Here is a 20,345-nt window from a genome sequence, read left to right on the forward strand (position 1 = left end):
GAGGCGGTTTTTGACACGGATCAACCTCGGCCGTGCCGTCCATGTGCTAGCTCCAGGAAATCGTTCAATGCGTGCGCCAATTTGCCCACGGAATGAGCGTTCTGGGCGCTGGACAACCAAAAGAACCGGTGCAAGAAACTTGCAACAATAGTGCCGCACAACGGCATTGAGAGAGACAAAAAAAGTTCGGCGCATCCGCGTCAGTTTGGCGGAGCCGAGAGGCTGGGCATTGCTCTCTTCGGGTCCTTCTCAACGTCAGGAGCTCTAGGGCCCGTGGCTAACCCCGATATTTCTACCGACCCATCTCTTGTTCCGGATGATGATCCGTCGCGGCGCGACGTCATTCTGATCGGTGCCGGCGCGTTTGCCGCGATCGGCGGTGCGGCAATGTTGTGGCCGCTGCTCGACCAGATGAACCCGGACGCCTCGACATTGTCGCTGTCCTCGATCGACGTGGACCTCGCGCCCATCGAAGAAGGCCAGGCGATCACGGTCATGTGGCGCGGCAAGCCGATCTTCATCCGCCATCGCACCGCCAAGGAAGTCGACGAGGCCAAGGACGTCAAAGTCGACGTTCTGATCGACAAGCTGGCGCGCAACGCCAATCTGCCCGACGACGCCCCGGCCACGGACGGCAATCGCGCCGCGCCGGAGCAGGCGCCCTGGCTTGTGATGATCGGCATTTGCACGCATCTCGGCTGCATTCCGAAGGGACAGGCGGTCGGCGATTACAAGGGCGAGTACGGCGGCTGGTTCTGCCCGTGCCACGGTTCGCAATACGACACGGCGGGCCGGGTCCGCATCGGCCCGGCGCCGGAGAATATGTACATCCCGCCTTACGCGTTCACTTCCGACACCAAGATCAAGATCGGGTAGACGGGCATGGGGCATCCTTCGACTTACGAACCATCGACCGGCGTTGAGCGTTGGCTTGATTCACGCCTGCCGGTCCCGCGGATGATGCATGACCAGTTCATGGTCTTCCCCACGCCGCGGAACCTGAACTACTGGTGGACCTTCGGCGGCATCCTGACCTTCATGCTGGCGATCCAGATCGTCACCGGCATCGTGCTGGCCATGCATTACCAGCCGACGGTGGATGGTGCGTTCGATTCCGTCGAGAAGATCATGCGCGACGTGAACTGGGGCTGGCTGCTCCGCTACGCGCACACCGTTGGCGCCTCGATGTTCTTTGTCGCCGTCTACATCCACACCTTCCGCGGTCTGTATTACGGATCCTACAAGGCGCCGCGCGAGGTGCTGTGGATCTTGGGCGTCATCATTCTGTTTCTCATGATCGCCACCGCCTTCATGGGCTATTCGCTCGTATGGGGGCAGATGAGCTTTTGGGCGGTGACGGTGATCACCAACCTGTTTTCATCGCTCGATGCGGTCATCCCGGGGCTTGGCACCACGCTGGTGCAATGGATTTGGGGCGGGTTCGCCGTGGGCGAGCCGACGCTGAACCGGCTCTTCGCGCTCCACTATCTGTTCCCGTTCGTGATCGCAGGCGTCGTGATCCTGCATATCTGGGCGCTGCACATACCGGGCAGCAACAACCCAACCGGTGTCGAGGTGAAGTCGGCGAAGGATACGATCCCGTTCCATCCCTACTACACGATCAAGGACGGCTACGCGCTTGTGCTGTTCTGCATCCTGTTCGGCGCGCTTCTGTTCTACGCGCCGAACTTCCTCGGCCATCCGGACAATTACATTCCGGCCAATCCGCTGCAGACGCCGCCGCACATCGTGCCCGAGTGGTACTTCCTGCCGTTCTACGCGATCCTGCGCGCCATCCCGAGCAAGCTGTTCGGCGTGATCGCCCTGATCGCCTCGATCGGAATCTTGGTGTTTGTGCCCTGGCTCGACACGTCGCGGATCCGCTCGGTCAGCTACCGGCCTATCTTCAAATGGTTCTTCTGGCTGTTCGTCATCTGCTGCATCGCGCTCGGCTATCTCGGGTCGCAGGCGCCGGACGGCTGGTACCTGTTCTTCGGGCGTCTCTGCACGGCGTACTATTTCGGCTTCTTCCTGCTGATCATGCCCATTGTCGGGTTCATCGAGGGGCCGAAGAAACTGCCCGGGAGCATCACGCAATCCGTACTGGGCTCCAAGGCACCGCCCGGCGGCAGTCAACAACACGCAGGAGGCGCGCAATGAACGTCGTTCGCACGCTTGCTGTCGCGCTCCTTGCCGGGCTCGCGATCCCCGCCACCGCGCTTGGCGCGGAGGGGACGAAAATCGAGGCGCAGGACTGGTCGTTCGCGCCGCCATTCGGCCGTTTCGACAAGGGGCAGCTCCAGCGTGGCTACAAGGTCTACCAATATGTCTGCGCGAATTGCCATTCCGCGCGGCTGCTGTCTTACCGCAATCTCGGCGAGCCTGGCGGTCCCGGGTTCTCGCACGAGGCGGTTGAGGCTCTCGCCTCTCAAGTGCAAATCACCGATGGGCCGGATGACACGGGCCAGATGTATCAGCGCCCGGGAGTGCCCTCCGATCGCTTCCGTTCTCCTTACGCGAACGACGCGGCGGCGCGGGCGGCGAATAACGGTGCACTGCCGCCGGACCTTTCGGTCATGGCCAAGGCGCGCGCAGGCGGCCCCGATTATCTCTACGCGCTTCTGACCGGCTATGGCACGGCGCCGTCCGACATGAAGATGAGCCAGGGCATGCAGTACAACACTGCCTTCCCGGGTCATCAGATCGCCATGCCCAATCCCCTCGTGGAGGGCGTCGTCGAATACACGGACGGCACCAAGCCGACGCCGGACAACTACGCCAAGGATGTGTCCGCGTTCCTTATGTGGGCGGCGGAGCCGAAGCTTGAAGAGCGATACAAGGTCGGCGCACGGATCATGATCTTCTTGCTCGTGTTCGCCGTGATCATGTATCTGTCGAAGCGTGCCGTATGGGCGCGGCTGCATCGCCGCGATCACAGCGAATCCGCGTAAGAAGGCACGCCTAGGAAACCCACGCAAGGAACCGCCGATGAAGCGTGCCGTCGCCGTTCTCGTTGTCGCGCTTCTCGGGTTTTCGGCACAGGCTGCCGATGACGCGCCCGCGCCGAAGGGCATGGTGCTCCTCACGGTTGGCGGGCTGGTGGGCAAGCCCAATCGCGGGGCTTTCGATCCGAAGCGCGATAGTGCGCTCGCCCATCTCAAGGCAGATTTCAAACACGGCTTCGCGTTCGACCGGGAGATGCTGCTCGCGCTTCCGCAAGGGACCGTCAAGGCCAAGCCCATAGAGTTCGAGAAAGAGGCGACCTTCAAGGGGCCGGTCCTGCGCGAGGTCCTGCACCTGATCGAAGCGGCAATGGTGAAGACTACCTTCGTCGCCTCGGACGGCTATAGCGGCTATCTTCTCCCGCAAGACATCAAGGCTTCGGATTATATTCTCGCCCTGGAGGTGGATGGGAAGCCGCTCGGGCTCGGCCAGCAAGGGCCGCTCTGGCTCATGAACACCCGCAAAGAAGGCGAGACGGTTGGCAAAGACAATCGCGGCAGCCACGTCTGGGCCTTGGTCTATATGCATATCGGCGAGTAGGCTCGCCCTTGGGAACGCCCGTCCGCCCATCTCTCATCGCTGAAACGAGGAACGTATGACGAAAGCAGTGCTCGGCATCATTGGCGGTTCCGGTCTTTACGACCTGCCCGGGCTTCAGAACGTGCGCGAGGAACGCATCGAGAGCCCGTGGGGCGCGCCGTCCGCGCCGGTGCGTATCGGCGACATCGACGGGCTTCCCATCGTGTTCATGCCGCGCCACGACAAAGGGCACCGGCTTTCGCCCACCGACATCAATTACCGGGCGAATATCGACGTGTTGAAGCGAGCAGGGGTCACCGACCTCATTTCGCTGTCGGCTTGCGGCTCCTACAAAGAGGAGCTGCCGCCCGGCACGTTCGTCGTCGTCGATCAATTCGTCGACCGCACCCACAACCGCGCGACGTCTTTCTTCGGCACGGGCTGCGTGGCGCATGTCTCCATGGCACACCCCACGGCGCCGCGGCTCGCCATGCGGGTTGCGGAAGCGGCGGAGGCCGAGAGCATCCCGTTTGTGCGCGGGGGCACCTATGTGTGCATGGAAGGCCCGCAGTTCTCCACGCTCGCCGAAAGTCTCACCTATAAAGGGCTCGGCTATTCGGTCGTGGGCATGACTAATTTGCCGGAGGCCAAACTCGCGCGCGAGGCGGAACTCAGCTACGCGACCGTTGCCATGGTGACCGACTTCGATTGCTGGCATCAGGACCACGATGCGGTGACCGTGCAGGACATCATCCGTGTGCTCACGGCGAATGTGGAGAAGGCCGCGCGGCTCGTAGCGCGCATCGCTAAGGATTTTCCGCGTGAGCACGAGCCGTGTCCGATCGGCTCCGACCGGGCGCTCGACACGGCCATCATCACGGCGCCTGAGGCGCGTGATCCGGAGCTTCTGAAAAAACTCGATGCGGTCGCGGGCCGCGTGCTGAACGGCTGACCGCGTGCGTCTGGCCAGCCGCTCTTCCTTCCAGTATCAAGGCGCAATTACTTTTGCGTTCGGGAGACCTCATCACAATGACCACTGACATCGACCTGAAAGGTCTCGTGCGGACCATTCCGGATCACCCGAAGCCGGGCATCATGTTCCGCGACATCACCACGCTGCTCGGCCATGCCACCGGATTGCGTGAATCGGTCGAGCAACTGATTGCGCCGTTCCACAATCAGCGGGTGGAGGCTGTCGCCGGCATCGAGGCGCGCGGGTTCATCCTCGGTGGCGCCGCCGCCGACCGTTTGCGCTGCGGGTTCGTTCCCATTCGCAAGAAGGGCAAGCTGCCGCACAAGGCCATCGGCGAGGATTACGAGCTGGAATACGGCGTCGACGTCATCGAGATTCACGAAGACGCGTTAAGCCCGGGCGAGCCGGTGTTGCTGGTAGACGATTTGATCGCGACGGGCGGCACGGCGGTGGCCGCGGTCAAGCTGCTGCGCCGCTTGAAGGCCGAGGTTGTCGGCGCTGCGTTCGTCATCGACCTGCCGGACCTTGGCGGGTGCGCGCGGCTCGCCGAGCTTGGCGTGGAGTGCCACACGCTCATCTCCTTCGAGGGCGACTAGGTCTCTCTACTTGCCGGGTTCTGTGTGCTAAGGCAGGCTCATGAACATCGACGGCAAACCCTATCGCACCATCTGGCTTGGCGAAGACGGTAGCTCGGCCGAGATCATCGATCAGACCAGGCTGCCGTTCGCACTCGACGTCGTGCCATTGCGGACAATCGACGATGCGGCCCACGCCATCTCCTCGATGCAGGTGCGTGGCGCGCCGCTGATCGGCGCTACGGCGGCCTACGGTGTCGCGCTGGCCATGCGGGCGGACGCCTCCGACGATGGCCTTTCGCGCGCATGCGAGACGCTCGCGGGCACGCGGCCCACCGCGGTCAATCTTCGTTGGGCGCTCGATCAGATGAAGGCGGCGCTTGGCGACGTGCCGCAAGGCGCACGCGTGGCGGCCGCATTCGCGCGGGCGGGTGAGATCTGCGACGAGGACGTGGAGGCCTGCCGGAAGATCGGCGAGCATGGCGTCGGCCTGATCCGCGCGCACACGGAGAAGAAGGCCGGCGAGCCCGTCAACATTCTCACCCATTGCAATGCCGGCTGGTTGGCGACAGTGGATTGGGGCACGGCGCTGGCGCCCATCTACCGCGCGCACGACGAAGGCCTTGCGGTTCACGTGTGGGTGGACGAGACGCGGCCGCGCAATCAGGGCGCCTCGCTGACCGCCTTCGAGCTTGGCGCCCATGGCGTGCCGCACACGATCATCGCGGACAATACGGGCGGCCATCTGATGCAGGCGGGGCTGGTCGATCTGTGCATTGTCGGTACCGACCGCACCACGGCGAACGGCGACGTGGCCAACAAGATCGGCACCTACCTGAAGGCGCTCGCAGCCAAGGACAACGGGGTCCAGTTCTTCGTGGCGCTGCCGTCCTCGACCATCGATTGGACGCTTGCCGACGGCCGGGCCATTCCGATCGAAGAGCGCGACGCGCGCGAAGTGACCCATATGACGGGGCAACTACCGGACGGATCGGTGGCCACCGTGGAGATCGTGCCGAAGGGAAGTCCGGCCGCGAACTACGCGTTCGACGTCACGCCGGCGCGTCTCGTCACCGGCTTCATCACCGACTGCGGGATCACGACCGGGTCGGCCGGCGGGCTGGCCATGCTTTATCCGGAGCACCGCGCGAAGGCCGCCTAGCCGCCTAAATGAAAGTGGCATCCACGCGTCGCTTGGAGGAGACTGGCGCGGATGGAGCATCACAACCTGCTTGACGTCGCTTTCGATTTTGCCATCGCGATGCTGCTCGGTGCCTTGGTGGGCATCGAGCGCGAGAAGCATAAGAGAGAGAAAACCGAGACCGGCCAAACAGCCGGACTGAGGACGTTTATTCTTCTCGCTTTGCTGGGAGCCTGCGCGGGCTGGTTGTCTCACGAGCTTGACTCATACTGGATTCTCGCCGTCGCACTGCTGGTCGTCGGCGGGTTCGTTGTCGTGGGTTATCTTGTCACCACGGAGGGAATGCCTCTATCCGCCGGCATGACCACGGAAGTCGCCGCCATCATCGTCTTCCTGGTGGGCGCTATTGTGCTGCTCGGCTTTTCGGAGATTGCAATCGCACTCGCCGTCATCACGGCTGCGGTGCTTGCGTATAAGCAGCCGTTGCATGGCCTCGTGAAGAAGCTCGATTGGGACGACGTGTACGCTGGCCTGCGGCTCCTGATCGCCACTTTTATCGCGCTTCCGCTCCTGCCGGATAAGCCGATCGATCCATGGGGTGCGCTCAACCCATATCAGCTTTGGCTGCTGGTGATCCTGATCTCCGGGCTTTCGCTCGTGGGCTATGCGCTCACCCGTTGGCTCGGGCCCGGCAAGGGCGCGCTCGTCACGGGGCTCGCCGGCGGTTTGGTCTCCTCGACGGCGGTGACGCTGTCATTTTCCCGCCAAGCGCGTGCGACCCCACAGAACACGACGGTGTTCGCGAGCGGCATCCTGCTGGCATGGGCCGTCATGTTCGGACGCATCCTGGTGCTGGTGGCGGTGGTGAACCGCGCGCTGCTTGCGCCAATCCTCATCCCGTTCGGCGTCATGGGGCTCATCGTCGGGGCGTTCGCCGCGTACTACTACCTCAGCGATGGGCAGGCGAAGAGCTACGGCAATGCCAAAAGTGACTTGAAGGTCGCCAACCCGTTCAGCCTCACGGAGGCGGCAAAGTTTGCGGCGTTCTTTGCGGTGGTGCTGGTCGCGGTCAAGATTGCACAGGAGAATTTCTCGGCAGGCGGGGTCTACGCGGTGGCGGGCCTAGCCGGCCTCACCGATGTCGATGCGATTGCCCTGTCGATGGCCGAATTCGCCAAGAGCGGCACGGCGCAGGTGGCGGTCACGGCCATTGTGATCGCGGCATTGGCCAACACGATCGCGAAATGCGCCATAACCTTTCTGTTCGGCAGCGCGTCCCTAGGCAGGCTGCTGCTCCTGGCGACCTCGGTCATGCTCGTTGCCGGAGTCGGAAGCGTCTTTTTGACGTGAGCCGCCGGGCACAAAGAAAGCGCGGGAGGCCCCCCGCGCTTTCGTCATCAAAGCCTAGAAACCGACTAGAGGCCGATCCACACGCTGACGCCTGGGCGCCGGTAGCGGTAGGGTCGCCCGTAATAGCGGTAGGGGCGGTAATAGGGCCGCCGATAGTAGTAAGGACGCCCATAATAGCGGTAGGGCCGCCCGTAATAGCGCCGCCCGTAGCGGTAAGGCCGTGCGTAGCCCCGCCCGTAATAGCGCCGCCGGTTGTAATAGCGTCCGACCTGAATCACGTCGGCGGTGTTGGCGTGGTTGAGTTTCAGGGCCGCGGCCGCGGGATTTGCCGAGGCGGGCTGGGGGCTCGCGACGACGAAGACGGCCAGGAGGCCTGAAAGGGCCGTGAGACGTACTGTGCGCATGAGTGCTTACCTCGCGTGCTTGGGTTTTCTCCCTCGGCGAACCCTAAAAGTGGGGATTGGGCACCCAAAAAGGAACCCATGAATTCCACTGTTTTGGGGCTTTCCGGTTTCAGATCAGTGAATCCCACCGATCCAGGCGGAACGCCCCAAGCCGTCTCAGCGTATGTGTGGCTTAAGCCAGCATCATGACGGCGACGAAGCCTAGCGCGGCGGCGGCGGCCGTCGGCGCGATCCAGGACATTACGATGTTTAGGCCCGGCCCGGCGTGCGCGTGAGGCGCATTCGCGGCCATGATCGGCTGAACGCCCGCAGCGGCGATGAGCGAGGCCGTGTGCTTGGCGTGCCATTTCGGCCCTGGGCCACGCATATAGTGGCGTTCGGGCCGGTACGCGTTACGAAAACTACCCACCTTGCAATCCCTCATCCATATGAGCCCCTAACGTCTTAATTTTCATACGAATATGTTGCCAATTGGTATGCAACCGGGGCGAAAATGAGGATTCTTTGCCGCAAGGGCCGGGGCGGCTCCGTTCTTGCCGCGCCTCACGAAACTTGCCAAAACCCGCGACATGCAAAGCCAATGGAACGACGACACCGCGAAAGAGACGGTCAAGGCCTATGGCGCCGAGGGCGTCAATGAGGACATTGCCCTTCGCGTCTACACCACGCGCCTGATCGGCCGTGATCCCCTGCTTGTCCTGCATGGAGGCGGCAACACCTCGGTGAAGACCAGCGCGACCGACGATCTCGGCCAGGCGCACGAGGTCATCGCGGTCAAAGGCTCGGGCGCCGACATGGCCGACATGGAGCCGTGGGGATTGCCGGAGGTGAAGCTTGGACCCTTGCGGGAGACGCGCAGCCTCGATGCGTTGTCCGACGAGGCGATGGTCAATGTGCAGCGGCTAAACCTGCTGAACGCCTCGGCGCCCAACCCGTCCGTGGAGACGCTGCTTCACGCCTTTCTGCCGCACAAATTCGTGGACCACACCCATGCCGCCGCAGTGCTGTCGCTGGTCGATCAGCCCGACGGCGAGGCGTTGGCGCGCGAGGTCTATGACGGGCGCATGGGTATCGTGCCCTATATCGCGCCGGGCTTCGCGCTGGCCAAAGCCGCCGCGGACGTGTTCGACGAGAAGCCCGACGTCGAAGGGCTGATCCTGCACAAGCACGGCATCTTCACGTTCGGGGAGACGGCGCGCGAAGCCTATGAGCGCATGATCGAGATGGTGTCGCTCGCCGAAAGCCGGTTGCGGCAGGGACGCCCCGTCGTGTTCCAAAAGGCGAAGACGCCGGCGAAGCTGGAAGCGGCAGCGGAGATCGCGCCGATCCTGCGCGGTGCGTGCGCAGTCCGCAAAGACGGCGCCGAGCCTGTCCGCTTCATTGCTGAGCTGCGTAACAGTCCGGAGATTCTCGACTACGTGAACGGAGCGGAGCTTGGCTCGTACAGCCAACGCGGCGTGGTGACGCCCGACCACATCATTCGCACCAAGAACACGCCGTTGTTCGTGCCGGCGCCGGAAGCCGGCAAGCTCGAAGCGTTTGCGCGTGATGTGAAAGCGGCGGTGGAGAATTTTGCCGCCGACTACGACGCCTATTTCGCGCGCGAGAACGCGGCCGTTGGCGGCATCAAGACCAAGCTCGACCCGATGCCGCGCGTCATTCTCGTGCCGGGCGTCGGCCTGTTCGGACTTGGGCGTAACGCCAAGGCCGCAGGCATCGCAGGCGATCTTGCCGAAAACACGATCAAGGTGGTGACCGATGCGGAGGCCATCGGGCGCTACGACCCGCTGCCGGAGCGCGATCTCTTCGCGCTCGAATATTGGAGCCTGGAGCAAGCCAAGCTGAAAGCGCAGGTGGAGAAGCCGCTCACGGGGCAAGTCGCTGTGGTGACAGGCGCTGGTGCCATCGGTGCGGCGACGGCCAAGGCATTCGCCGGCGACGGCGCGGCGGTTGCCGTGCTCGACATTGACGGCGAGGCGGCGAAAAGCGCTGCGGCCCAAGTCAAAGGGCTTGGTCTCGCCTGCGACGTGACGAAACCGGACCAAGTGACGCGCGCGTTCGCCGAGATCTGCGAGCGCTATGGCGGTGTCGACATTCTCGTGTCGAACGCCGGCGCCGCCTGGCAAGGACGCATCGGCGAGGTTGCGGACGAGACCTTGCGCCAGAGCTTCGAGCTCAACTTCTTCGCGCACCAAACGGTGGCGAAAGCCGCGGTCCAGGTGATGCTGAAGCAAGGCACCGGCGGGGCGCTTCTGTTCAACATCTCCAAGCAAGCGGTGAACCCGGGGCAGAATTTCGGGCCATATGGATTGCCGAAGGCCGCCACCATGCTGCTCATGCGCCAATACGCGCTCGATTATGGCGCGGACGGGATCCGCTCCAACGGGGTCAATGCCGACCGTATTCGCAGCGGGCTCCTGACGGCCGAGATGATCGCGGCGCGCTCAAAGGCGCGGGGGCTGTCCGAGGCCGACTATATGAGCGGCAATCTGCTCCACGCCGAGGTCCTGGCGGACGATGTGGCTCAGGCGTTCTTAAGCTTGGCCAAGGCCCGCAAGACGACGGGTCACGTGGAGACGGTGGACGGCGGCAACATCGCCGCGGCGCTCCGCTAGGGCCGGATTCCTCGAAATTTTTCTTTGGACGTGCCCAAACGAGGGCAATCCTAAGGGAGTTTTAACCACAACCGGAGAGGCTTCTCCTCGACACGCCTGTTGGGGGATTCGCTTCATCGAGCCGTTCTGGCAGGCTTTCGGACGGTTCTTAGCGTCTTAAATATTGATAGATTTCAAATGGTTCTCCGGTTGAAGATCACGCTTGCCTACGCCGCCACGGCACTGATGGCTGTTATTGTCTCGTTTGGGCTCCTGACCATGTTCGACAGCCCCGGGCTCGCCGCGGTCTTGGCGCTGATTATCGCGATGGGGCTTGGCGCCGGGTACGGCTAATTACTGGGGCGGTGCGTTGAACCAGTCGCTCAAGGACCTCAGCAACGTCATCTTGCGCTTCACTAAGTGGGACATGGACGGCGAGGTGCCGCACGCCAAGCGTTCCGATGAGATCGGTGTCATCGCCAAGGCCCTGAAGGCCTTCCAGGTCGACGCCATTCAATGGAGCGAGAGCCATAAGAGCGAGCAGGACAGCCAGATCCAAGGGCGGCTTGCCTCGCAGCAGCGCACCGAAGAACTGATCCATCAATTCCGGGGCTCGATCGCCGGTATCCTCGGCGCCTTTGCCGACAGCGCACGTCAGATGGACGAGACGGCGCGGGCTCTGTCGACCGTCGCCTCCGACACAAATGAGCGGGTCACCTCCGTGGCCTCTGCCTCCGACGAGGCGTCAGCCAATGTGCAAACCGTCGCCGCGACCGCCGAGGAGCTGGCCGTCTCGGTCGGCGATATCGGCGAACGGGTCTCCACGGCCAGTCGCATTGTCGACGACGTGACCGAGAACGCCCGTGCCGCCAACAACAAGGTGGAGGGGCTGGCGAGTTCCGCCCAGCGCATCGGCGATGTGGTGAGTCTCATCCAAGATGTCGCGGCGCAGACGAACCTTCTTGCGCTGAACGCCACGATCGAGGCGGCGCGCACAGGTGAGGCGGGACGCAGCTTTGCCGTTGTGGCGAGTGAGGTGAAGACACTCGCCGACCAAACCGCCAAAGCCACCGAAGACATCAAGCACCAAATCGATACCATCCAATCGTCGACCAACGGCGCGGTGGATGCGATGCAGTCCATCGTCACCACGATGGGCGATGTGAACAAGAACACCCAGGAGATCGCAGGCGCCGTGCAGCAGCAATCGGCTGCGACCTCCGAGATTTCCCACAGCGTGCGTCAGGCCGCGCGCGGCACCGAGGACGTCGTGGCGCATATGCCAGGTGTCACGCAGGCCGTGGACGAGACCAGCCAGTCGGCGACGCAGATGCTTCAGGTCAGCCGTGACCTGTCGCGCCAGGCCGAGCAGCTTCGCCACACGGTGGAGAACTTCTTGCGCCAGGTCGCAGCGGCTGATGCTCTGAAGCGCGCCAGCTAACTTAAATTCGAGAATTCGTTCCGCGTCGGTGGCCGGGTTTCGACCCGGCCATTTGCGTTTGATGCAAACTTGCGCGCAATAGGCTAGCGTCGTCTCCGAAAAGACGAGGAGGGCCGACATGGGCCGGATCATTCGCATATTCCTGTCGGGCGTTCTCGCGCTCCTGCCCATCATGGTCACGGTGATCGTGACGGCCTGGGTCGGCTCGCTGGTGGCGCGGTTCGCCGGTCCCGGCAGCTTTCTCGGCAATATCATCACCTCGCTGGGCCTCAACCTCTCCGGCTCATCGACGATCGCCTATTTCATCGGGCTCGGGATCATCGTCGGCATCATCTTCCTGCTCGGGCTGCTGGTGGAGTCCGGCTTACGGTCGTGGATCTCGAACAGCTTCGATTGGCTGATGTCGCGCATTCCGCTCGTGTCGAATGTCTATGACCTGTCCAAGCGCTTCGTGGCGATCATGGATCGCGGCGGCGAGGAGGACAGTCTCAAGAGCATGAGCCCCGTATGGTGCTTCTTCGGCGGGGAGGGGAGCGCGGCGGTGCTGGCGCTCATGCCTTCGCACGAGCCAGTGGTGATCGGCGAGCATAACTATGTACCGGTGCTGGTGCCGTCGGCGCCGGTGCCGTTTGGCGGCGCGCTGATTTACGTACCCGCCGAGTGGATCAAGCCGGCGGAAGGCGGCGTGGAGCGTCTGATGAACGTTTATGTCTCCATGGGCGTTACGCCACCGGAAAACATTCCGTCCGGTGCAAGCCCCGTGGTCATCGAGCCGCCTGCGAAGACGGCGCCGACGCCCATCGGGAAAGGCAAATCCTAGGCCCGCTCCTCAGTTGGCGAAGCGGAAGTGCAGCACATCGCCGTCCTGCACCACGTAGTCCTTACCTTCCAGGTGCATTTTGCCGGCGTCGCGGGCGCCGGTCTCGCCGCCCAGCGCGACATAGTCGTCATAGGCAATCGTTTCGGCGCGGATGAAGCCCGTCTCGAAGTCGGTATGGATGACGCCGGCGGCTTGCGGGGCGCGGGTGCCTTTGGGGATGGTCCAGGCGCGCGCTTCCTTGGGGCCCGCCGTGAAATAGGTGATGAGGTCCAGAAGTTTGTAGCCTTCGCGGATGAGCCGGTTCAGCCCCGGCTCGGCAAGATCGAGTTCGGCGAGATAGGCTTTTCGCTCCTCCGTATCGAGCTCGGCAAGCTCCGACTCGATTTTGGCGGAGATGGTCACGCAGCCTGCACCCTCGTTGGCGGCGCGGGCTTCGACCTTGGCGGAGAAATCGTTGCCGGTCGCGGCGGAGGCTTCGTCCACGTTGCAGACATAGAGGACCGGCTTGGCGGTGAGCAGGCCGAGCGTTCTGAAGAGTTGGCGCTCCTCATCGCTGATTTCGGCGAAGCGTGCGGGCTTGCCGTCGCGCAGGAGCGGCAGGATGCGCTCGATCAATGCCAGCGCCTGTTTTGCTTCCTTGTCTTGCCCGCGTGCCTTCTTTTCGAGAGTTTCCACGCGCCGTTCCAGGCTTTCGAGGTCGGCGAGCATCAGCTCCGTCTCGATCGTGTCCGCATCGGCTACGGGATCGATTTTGCCGTCCACGTGCACCACGTCGGTGTCCTCGAAGCAGCGCAGCACATAGGCGATGGCGTCCACCTCGCGGATATGCGCCAGGAATTTGTTGCCCAGCCCTTCGCCTTTCGAAGCACCGCGCACGAGACCGGCGATGTCGACAAAGGTCAGCCGCGTCGGCAGGACCTGAGCGGACTTGGCGATGTCGGCCAGCGTCTCGAGGCGCGGGTCGGGGACCGGTACGTCACCAACGTTCGGCTCGATGGTGCAGAAGGGATAGTTGGCGGCCTGCGCCGCGGCGCTCTCCGTGAGCGCGTTGAACAGGGTGGACTTGCCGACATTGGGCAGTCCGACGATGCCGCATTTGAAACCCATTGTGTTGTCTAATCCCGCGTGTCCGCCGGCCCGGCGTTGTCTTGGCTTTTGGCTTTCTTCTTCTCAGGTTCCGGGCTTTGCGTTTGGTGAGCGACCTGAGTCTGGAACTTGTCGTTGGCGCCGTCGACGAGATGGGGCGCCGCATCGGCGATCGCCACAATGAGCGGTTCGAGCCAGTCGAAGTCCGCCTTGGCGAAATCGTTCATCACATGGCCGACAACACGCTCGCGATGACCGGGATGGCCGACGCCGATCCGAACGCGGACATAGTCGTTGCCCAAATGCGCGCTCAGCGACTTCAATCCGTTATGTCCGGCGACACCGCCGCCAACCTTCACGCGCACCTTTCCGACGGCCAGGTCGAGCTCGTCGTGGAACACGACCACGTCGCTGACATCGAGCTTGTAGAAGCGCATGGCTTCGCCTGCGGAGCGGCCCGACTCGTTCATGTAAGTCTGGGGCTTTAGTAGCAGCACCTTCTCGCCCCCCAGCCGGCCCTCGGTGAGAAGCCCTGAGAAGCGGTGACGCCAGGCAGGGAAGTTGTGGACGGCGGCGATGGCATCGACAGCCATGAAACCGACATTGTGACGGTTGAGCGCATAATCCGCCCCCGGATTGCCGAGGCCGACAAAGAGCTTCATTGCGTCATCCCGATCGGTGGCCTGGAAGCATCGGGGCCACAAGGCCCCAACCAAGCAGCAGGACTACTTCTCGTCCTTGTCCTTATCCTCGGCCTCACCCTCAGCACCTTCAGCCTCGGCGCCTTCTTCAGCCTCGGCGTCTTCATCAGCCTCGGTGGGTGCTTCCTCTTCAGCCGCGCGGCCGACAATGGTCGCCACGGTGAAGTCGCGGTCCGTAATGGTGGGGATCACATTTTCCGGCAGCGCGACGGCCGAGATATGGATGGAATCGCCGATCTCAAGCCCCGTGAGGTCGATCTCGAAGAAGTCCGGAATAGCGTCCGCCGGGCAGCGCACGGGAATATCGTGGCGCACGATGTTCAACACGCCGCCGCGCTTCAGGCCCGGAGAGGCCGCCTCGTTGCGGAAGTGCACCGGCACGTCCACGGTCACGGTGGCATCCTTCGCCAGACGCATGAAGTCGACGTGAATGGGGAAGTCGCGGATAGGGTCCAGCTGTAGGCCACGCGGGATCACGCGGATTTTGGTCCCGTCCATGTCCAGCATGAAGATCGTGCTTTGGAAGTGGCCGGTCTGGATCTGCTTGGAGAGCTCTTTGACCTCCAAGGCGACGTTTTGCGGCTCTTCCTTGCCGCCATAGATGATGCCGGGAACGCGCCCTTCGCGGCGGATCTCACGCGCGCCACCCTTGCCGGTGCGCGCTCGCGACCACACCTTGAGTTCGATCGCCTCAGCCATTTCGTCCTCCAAGCTCAGAAATAATGAGGGGGCCGGAAACCGGCCCCGCAAGTCGGGTGCGGCGCTGTGTTCGGCGCGCCGCAGCGGAATTTGAGAGGCTTATAGCCCAAGCGCCCACGGGAACACAATCGCCTATAGGCCCTGGCGGGCGCCGCCGTCCCCGGGGGCTCCACCGACCCCCCGGGGCGAGCAGCCGACAGCCCTTTTTTGGCCTTTTCCGCCCCTTTGACCGGCCGCAGGACCGGCGCCAGGGGCTAGGTGCGCCAGGGATGTTCTGGCAGTTCGCTGACGCCAAGCACGTCAACGCCCGCGGCGGCGACCCCATGATCGTTCTCCACGGAGCTGCCGCTCACGCCGATGGCGCCGACCAGCACGCCGTCCTCATCGACGATCGGCAGGCCGCCGGGAAAGGTGATCAAGCCGTTGTTGGAGTGTTCGATGCCATAGAGCGGCTTGGCCGGCTGCGACAGCTGACCGAGGTCGCCGGTCGCCATGCCAAAAAAGCAGGCCGTCCGCGCCTTCTTGATGGCAATGTCGATGGAGCCGACCCAAGCGTCGTCCATGCGGACGAAGGCTTTGAGGTTCGCGCCGGAATCGACCACGGCGATGCACATCTTGGTCTTGAGTTCGACCGCCTTCTTTCGGGCCGCTTCGATGACTTGCTCTGCGTTCTGAAGATTGACGTGCATGAAATGGTCTCCTCGCTGGCGTGTTGGGAGGTCTGCTTACAGCGCTTTCAAGACAAGAGGTCAACGTCTCAGGACTTGGTTTGTCGGTATGGAGCCTAGGCACTGAGGGCCTCGGCCCCTTGATCGAGGTCATAAATGGTCGCGGCTTGTCCTCCTAGGGTTGTGACGATTTTGGAGTGGCCATGACGAGCCAAGATCAGAACAGCGTTCGCACAACCATCGCCGAGGCGGCCACGCTGGGCCGCGTGCGGGTGGCACTTGCGGTAGTGCTCCTCAGCGTCTTTGTCGTCCTTCAATTGAGGCCAGGGACGCCCCCGCCGCAGCACGATCTCCTTGCCTGGCGTGACGATGGGCGCCTCCACGTCTTCGTCCATCCCGATTGTCCGCATTGCCATGAGGCGCTGAGGTTCCTGCGCTCTCATCCGGAGATTGCTGCTGATGTGCACGACGTCTCGATACCGGCGAACGAGCATTTGTTCCGCACGGTGGCTCGTGAGCTTGGTCTGCCCGAAAGCACGCTCGGCGTTCCGCTGTTCGTGTTCGGTGATCGGCACGTTTTGGGCTTCGACCGGGCAGAGATGTCTGGCGCGGCGCTTCTTGCGCTGGTCGAGAGTGGGGAACAATCGGCGGCCCCGCCCCGCATCATCGATTTGCCGGTCTTCGGAGAGATCGACCCCACGCACTACTCCTTGTTGGCGCTGACAGTGGTGATGGGGGTGGCCGACGGGTTCAACCCTTGCGCCATGTGGGTGCTAATCTACCTAATCTCGCTGATTGCCGGACTGAATGACCGTGCGAAGATCTGGTGGCTGGTGGGGACCTTCGTGGTGACGTCGGGCATCCTCTATTTCCTGCTGATGGCGGCGTGGCTCAACATGTTCCTGGTGGTGGGCTATGTGCGCCCCCTGACTGAGCTGATCGCGCTTGCGGCCATCGGCTTCGGCATCAGTCATCTTTACGAGCTCGTCTGGACGCGCGGCGCGATCGAGTGCGAGGTCGGCGATATTGGCGAGCGCCAACGCACTGTGGCGCGCATACGCGACGTGGTCGCCGCTCCGGTCGGGCTTGGCAGCCTTGTGCTGGTCACGGGACTGGCGTTTGCGGTCAATGCGGTGGAGTTCGTTTGCTCGGCCGCGCTCCCTGCGATCTACACGCATATGCTTGCGCTGAGCGATGTCTCGGTAGTCGGCTACTACGGGTACATTGCGCTCTACGTCGTGTTCTTCATGCTGGATGATCTGATTGTCTTCGGTCTGGCGGCTTTCGCCATCCAAAAGATCATCAATACGCGCTATGCCGTGTTGAGTCGGCTTGCGGGCGGCGTGGTGCTGATTGGTCTCGGCGTATGGATGCTGGCGCGGTAGGGGCGTCTAGTAGAACAGGCTCGATACCGACTTTTCTTCCGCGGTGCGGGCGATGGCCTCGCCGAGCAGCGGCGCGATGGGCAGCACGCGCATGTTGTGCGCGTTCACGACCGCATCGCTCGGCAGGATGGAGTCGGTGATGGCCAACTCCTTCAGCCGTGAGGCCATGATACGTGCCACGGCGCCGCCGGACAGTACGCCGTGGGTGATGTAGGCGACGACTTGGTTCGCGCCTTTCTCAAGCAGGGCTTCTGCCGCATTGACCAGCGTGCCGCCGGAATCGACGATGTCGTCGACGAGGATGCAGCTATAGCCGGAGACGTCGCCGATGACGTTCATGACCTCCGAATCGCCGGGCCGTTCCCGGCGCTTGTCGACGATGGCGAGCGGCGCGTCGATGCGTTTGGCGAGACCGCGCGCGCGGACCACGCCGCCGACGTCCGGCGAAACGACCATGGCGTTGTTCTTGGGCAACATCTCATTGATGTCCTGCACCATGACCGGCGCGGCAAAGAGATTGTCCGTGGGGATGTCGAAGAAGCCTTGGATCTGCCCAGCATGGAGGTCCAGCGTCAGCACGCGGTCGGCGCCCGCGCGGACGATCATGTTGGCCACCAGCTTGGCGGAGATCGGGGTGCGGGGTCCAGGTTTGCGATCCTGCCGGGCGTAACCGAAATACGGAATGACTGCCGTGATGCGCCGGGCCGAGGCCCGCTTCAGAGCATCGATGAGGATCAGCAGCTCCATCAGGTGGTCGTTGGCCGGCGCGGAGGTGGATTGAACGATGAAGACGTCCTCGCCGCGGACATTCTCCTCGACCTCGACGAAGATCTCCATGTCCGCGAAGCGGCGCACGATGCAGCGGGCGAGGGGGGTATCCAGATAAGCGGCGATCGCCTCGGCGAGAGGGCGGTTGCTGTTGCCTGCAACCAGTTTCATGCGACGGTTCCTTGAAACCCAGCCTAGGCGCGGGGAGCCGCGCGGGCCCCCGCTAGAGCGCGCTTTTAACAAGCGTGTGGCACTTATGTAAACTCACCAAGCGCGCCTTGTGGATGAGGTCAGCTCGATTTGGGGATGATCTTGATGAGCTTGTCGGCCGCGGCGCCTGCGACCGCATTGGCGATGGCGCCCCAGGGCCCGTTCAGAGAGCCTTTGGGGATGGTGTTCTTCTGAGACACGGTGCCGACCCGCTTGCCACGGGGATCGATCACCTGCCAATCGATGCGGATGTTCTCCTTGCCCGCGCCCGCCTTCGACAGCTTCACGACGCCTTTGACCGTGTACACATTGCTTGCGGCGCCGTTGGCGAGCTTCACGCCCTTGCCATAGAGCTTCTTCTTGAGAGCGGTGGTCAGGGATCTGCGGCCATCACCGGGAGCGCCGGACACAGGCGCTACCAGAACGCCGGAGGGCTTGGGCGCTGCCTTGGGTGCGGGCCGGGCAGCAGCGGACGTTGCGGCCGCGGCCGTGGTGCGTCCAGTGGAGGTCGGGGACGGGCTCGAGGCGACCGACGGGGTGTTTGAGCCGCTCCGCCCGCCAGGCAGCTCGGCGGCGAGTTGCGAGGTGGACTTGGCGGCGATGGAGCGAATCACTGAGGAATCGACCCCGCTCCAGGGATTGCTGCCACGGCGCGATACCGTCTGCTCCCCGGTGACGCGGGTCACCCGGGCGCCCGTGGAGTCGTTGACGTCCCAAATGTAGGAAATCTTGGACCCGCGGCTGGCTGGTGCGGCGAGCAGGTAACCGCGCAAGGCATAGCCACCGTCGCTACTGGTGGTGCCGGGGACGATTTTCAGATTCCGGTCGTTGCCGGCAGCGATCATGGCTTGGGTGAGGTCCTTGCCGACCTTGTCGGGCGCACCGACAATTGGCCCCAGGGCAAGCGTTGGCGTGCCGCTGAAGAGGCTTCCGGCGCCGTCCCAGAGCCCGCCCATGCTCGCGCTGCCGCCCCCGCAGCCCGTAAGGCCTAAGGCTGCGAGCGCGGAGATCGCAATCCCCAAAAAGGCACAGAAAAGGCCGCGTCCGTATCGTGGTCCCGCGTCCAACAATCGACTCCCTCGTTGGCCGCACAGCACCGCTCGCATAAGTAAAGGCGCGCGAGTGGACTCCCAACTCTTTAACAAACCAAGGACCTTACCTGTCCTGGCCCGATTGCGTCCAGATATAGCCGCCCGGATGTCCTGGGCAATCTGACACATCGTGAACACCAATCAGGCAAGCACGATGGCGGAAATTTGACGGCCGTAATCGTCCTCGCCGTGGTGCTGGGACCTGCGATAGCTGAACAGCCGGGTTTCGTCATAATAAGTGCAGAGCCCTAAGTCGAAGATTTCTCCGACCCCGGACTGGGTCAGGCGCTCGGCCACATAGCCGGGCAGGTCGAAATGAGGCTCCCCGGACCCTTCGTCGATCACGAAGAAGGACTCGCCTTGCGGATCCTCGGCCAGGAACTGCTCCTTGTAGTCGTGGCCGACTTCATAGGCGCCTTGGCTGATGGCCGGGCCGATGGCGGCGCTGATGCGCTCCGGCTGGGCGCCGAGGCTGGTCATGGCCTCAATTGTCGCCTCGCAGACGCCGGATAATGCGCCGCGCCAGCCGGCATGGGCCGCGCCGATGACCCTGGCCTCAGGTTCGCAGAGAAGGACGGGCGCGCAATCGGCCGTCAGAACGCCCACGGCCAAGCCAGGTTTCGATGTGACGACAGCGTCCGCTTCGGGCGCCTTGTCCTTGGCCCAAGCCTTCTTCGCCACCACCACGGTGTTGGAGTGCTTCTGGTAAGGGCCGATCAGTTTGTCCGTTCCCAGGATCCTTGCGGCCCGGGCCCGGTTCTCGACGATGCTCTCGGGGATATCGCGCGACCCTAGGCCGCAATTCAATGAGGCGTAGATGTCTTCGGAGACACCTCCGAGCCGCGTGAAGAAGCCGTGCGCCACGCCGTCGATCCCGGCGAGGTTCGCAGCCTGAACAAACATCTTGTCTTCAGTCA

The 20,345-nt window shown here is 63.3% G+C and carries 22 protein-coding genes; 13 read left to right on the forward strand and 9 right to left on the reverse strand.

Translation table 11 applies throughout. The annotated features are described in order from the left end of the window. The first annotated feature begins 273 nt into the window (after positions 1-273). From petA to ABY454_RS01430, 8 genes are all read left to right on the forward strand, one after another. The gene (gene petA / locus ABY454_RS01395; RefSeq protein WP_372928381.1) at positions 274-876 is read left to right on the forward strand and encodes a ubiquinol-cytochrome c reductase iron-sulfur subunit; all 603 of its coding nucleotides are present in this window, start codon (positions 274-276) and stop codon (positions 874-876) included. 6 nt (positions 877-882) lie between these two features. Next, positions 883-2,160, forward strand: a complete 1,278-nt coding sequence (locus ABY454_RS01400; protein WP_372928382.1) for a cytochrome bc complex cytochrome b subunit — start codon at positions 883-885, stop codon at positions 2,158-2,160. Continuing rightward, positions 2,157-2,951: a cytochrome c1 gene (locus tag ABY454_RS01405; RefSeq protein WP_372928383.1), complete on the forward strand. Its 795-nt coding sequence runs from the start codon at positions 2,157-2,159 to the stop codon at positions 2,949-2,951. The genes ABY454_RS01400 and ABY454_RS01405 overlap by 4 nt, the downstream gene beginning before the upstream one ends. 37 nt (positions 2,952-2,988) lie before the next feature. Continuing rightward, positions 2,989-3,543, forward strand: coding sequence for a hypothetical protein (locus tag ABY454_RS01410; RefSeq protein ID WP_372928384.1), 555 nt, complete (start codon positions 2,989-2,991; stop codon positions 3,541-3,543). 55 nt (positions 3,544-3,598) lie between these two features. Further along, the gene (locus tag ABY454_RS01415; RefSeq protein ID WP_372928385.1) at positions 3,599-4,474 is read left to right on the forward strand and encodes an S-methyl-5'-thioadenosine phosphorylase; all 876 of its coding nucleotides are present in this window, start codon (positions 3,599-3,601) and stop codon (positions 4,472-4,474) included. Positions 4,475-4,551: 77 nt separating this feature from the next. Continuing rightward, positions 4,552-5,091 (forward strand): adenine phosphoribosyltransferase, encoded by a 540-nt coding sequence (locus tag ABY454_RS01420; RefSeq protein WP_372928386.1) that lies wholly within the window; start codon positions 4,552-4,554, stop codon positions 5,089-5,091. Positions 5,092-5,131: 40 nt separating this feature from the next. Continuing rightward, the gene (mtnA, locus tag ABY454_RS01425) at positions 5,132-6,232 is read left to right on the forward strand and encodes an S-methyl-5-thioribose-1-phosphate isomerase (protein WP_372928387.1); all 1,101 of its coding nucleotides are present in this window, start codon (positions 5,132-5,134) and stop codon (positions 6,230-6,232) included. 51 nt (positions 6,233-6,283) lie between these two features. Then, positions 6,284-7,561 carry an MgtC/SapB family protein gene (locus tag ABY454_RS01430; RefSeq protein ID WP_372928388.1) on the forward strand — a complete coding sequence of 426 codons (1,278 nt, stop codon included), beginning with the start codon at positions 6,284-6,286 and terminating at the stop codon, positions 7,559-7,561. Between the two features lie 65 nt (positions 7,562-7,626). Here the strand turns inward: ABY454_RS01430 and ABY454_RS01435 are convergent, their stop codons facing one another. Both ABY454_RS01435 and ABY454_RS01440 read right to left on the reverse strand, forming a co-directional pair. Further along, positions 7,627-7,965, reverse strand: coding sequence for a hypothetical protein (locus tag ABY454_RS01435; protein WP_372928389.1), 339 nt, complete (start codon positions 7,963-7,965; stop codon positions 7,627-7,629). 172 nt (positions 7,966-8,137) lie between these two features. After that, complete coding sequence (locus ABY454_RS01440) at positions 8,138-8,374, reverse strand: hypothetical protein (protein ID WP_372928436.1); 237 nt, start codon at positions 8,372-8,374, stop codon at positions 8,138-8,140. A 160-nt stretch (positions 8,375-8,534) separates the two neighbouring features. On the opposite strand from ABY454_RS01440, the gene ABY454_RS01445 reads away from it, so the two are divergent. From ABY454_RS01445 to ABY454_RS01460, 4 genes are all read left to right on the forward strand, one after another. Beyond that, positions 8,535-10,580, forward strand: coding sequence for a bifunctional aldolase/short-chain dehydrogenase (locus tag ABY454_RS01445; protein ID WP_372928390.1), 2,046 nt, complete (start codon positions 8,535-8,537; stop codon positions 10,578-10,580). Positions 10,581-10,757: 177 nt separating this feature from the next. Continuing rightward, positions 10,758-10,913, forward strand: a complete 156-nt coding sequence (locus tag ABY454_RS01450; RefSeq protein ID WP_372928391.1) for a hypothetical protein — start codon at positions 10,758-10,760, stop codon at positions 10,911-10,913. Between the two features lie 16 nt (positions 10,914-10,929). Further along, a complete protein-coding gene (locus ABY454_RS01455; protein WP_372928392.1) occupies positions 10,930-12,000 on the forward strand; it encodes a methyl-accepting chemotaxis protein in 1,071 nt (356 codons plus the stop codon). Positions 12,001-12,118: 118 nt separating this feature from the next. Further along, the gene (locus ABY454_RS01460; protein ID WP_372928393.1) at positions 12,119-12,820 is read left to right on the forward strand and encodes a DUF502 domain-containing protein; all 702 of its coding nucleotides are present in this window, start codon (positions 12,119-12,121) and stop codon (positions 12,818-12,820) included. Between the two features lie 9 nt (positions 12,821-12,829). Here the strand turns inward: ABY454_RS01460 and ychF are convergent, their stop codons facing one another. The 4 genes from ychF to ABY454_RS01480 form a co-directional block, all read right to left on the reverse strand. Then, positions 12,830-13,927 carry a redox-regulated ATPase YchF gene (ychF, locus tag ABY454_RS01465; RefSeq protein ID WP_372928394.1) on the reverse strand — a complete coding sequence of 366 codons (1,098 nt, stop codon included), beginning with the start codon at positions 13,925-13,927 and terminating at the stop codon, positions 12,830-12,832. Between the two features lie 8 nt (positions 13,928-13,935). Next, positions 13,936-14,568: an aminoacyl-tRNA hydrolase gene (pth, locus tag ABY454_RS01470; RefSeq protein ID WP_372928395.1), complete on the reverse strand. Its 633-nt coding sequence runs from the start codon at positions 14,566-14,568 to the stop codon at positions 13,936-13,938. Positions 14,569-14,631: 63 nt separating this feature from the next. After that, on the reverse strand, positions 14,632-15,306 hold the full coding sequence (locus ABY454_RS01475; RefSeq protein WP_372928396.1) for a 50S ribosomal protein L25/general stress protein Ctc: 675 nt from the start codon (positions 15,304-15,306) through the stop codon (positions 14,632-14,634). A 254-nt stretch (positions 15,307-15,560) separates the two neighbouring features. Beyond that, complete coding sequence (locus tag ABY454_RS01480) at positions 15,561-15,995, reverse strand: heme-binding protein (RefSeq protein ID WP_372928397.1); 435 nt, start codon at positions 15,993-15,995, stop codon at positions 15,561-15,563. A 182-nt stretch (positions 15,996-16,177) separates the two neighbouring features. On the opposite strand from ABY454_RS01480, the gene ABY454_RS01485 reads away from it, so the two are divergent. Further along, on the forward strand, positions 16,178-17,359 hold the full coding sequence (locus ABY454_RS01485; protein WP_372928398.1) for a glutaredoxin family protein: 1,182 nt from the start codon (positions 16,178-16,180) through the stop codon (positions 17,357-17,359). 6 nt (positions 17,360-17,365) lie between these two features. Here ABY454_RS01485 and ABY454_RS01490 read toward each other — a convergent pair whose 3' ends face one another. The 3 genes from ABY454_RS01490 to pgeF form a co-directional block, all read right to left on the reverse strand. Further along, on the reverse strand, positions 17,366-18,298 hold the full coding sequence (locus tag ABY454_RS01490; RefSeq protein WP_372928399.1) for a ribose-phosphate pyrophosphokinase: 933 nt from the start codon (positions 18,296-18,298) through the stop codon (positions 17,366-17,368). 119 nt (positions 18,299-18,417) lie between these two features. After that, complete coding sequence (locus tag ABY454_RS01495; RefSeq protein ID WP_372928400.1) at positions 18,418-19,293, reverse strand: hypothetical protein; 876 nt, start codon at positions 19,291-19,293, stop codon at positions 18,418-18,420. A 276-nt stretch (positions 19,294-19,569) separates the two neighbouring features. After that, entirely contained in the window at positions 19,570-20,331 is a 762-nt protein-coding gene (pgeF, locus tag ABY454_RS01500) for a peptidoglycan editing factor PgeF (RefSeq protein ID WP_372928435.1), read from the reverse strand. Between the last annotated feature and the right edge of the window lie 14 nt (positions 20,332-20,345).

This window comes from Methyloceanibacter sp., assembly GCF_041573655.1.
Lineage (GTDB): Bacteria > Pseudomonadota > Alphaproteobacteria > Rhizobiales > Methyloligellaceae > Methyloceanibacter.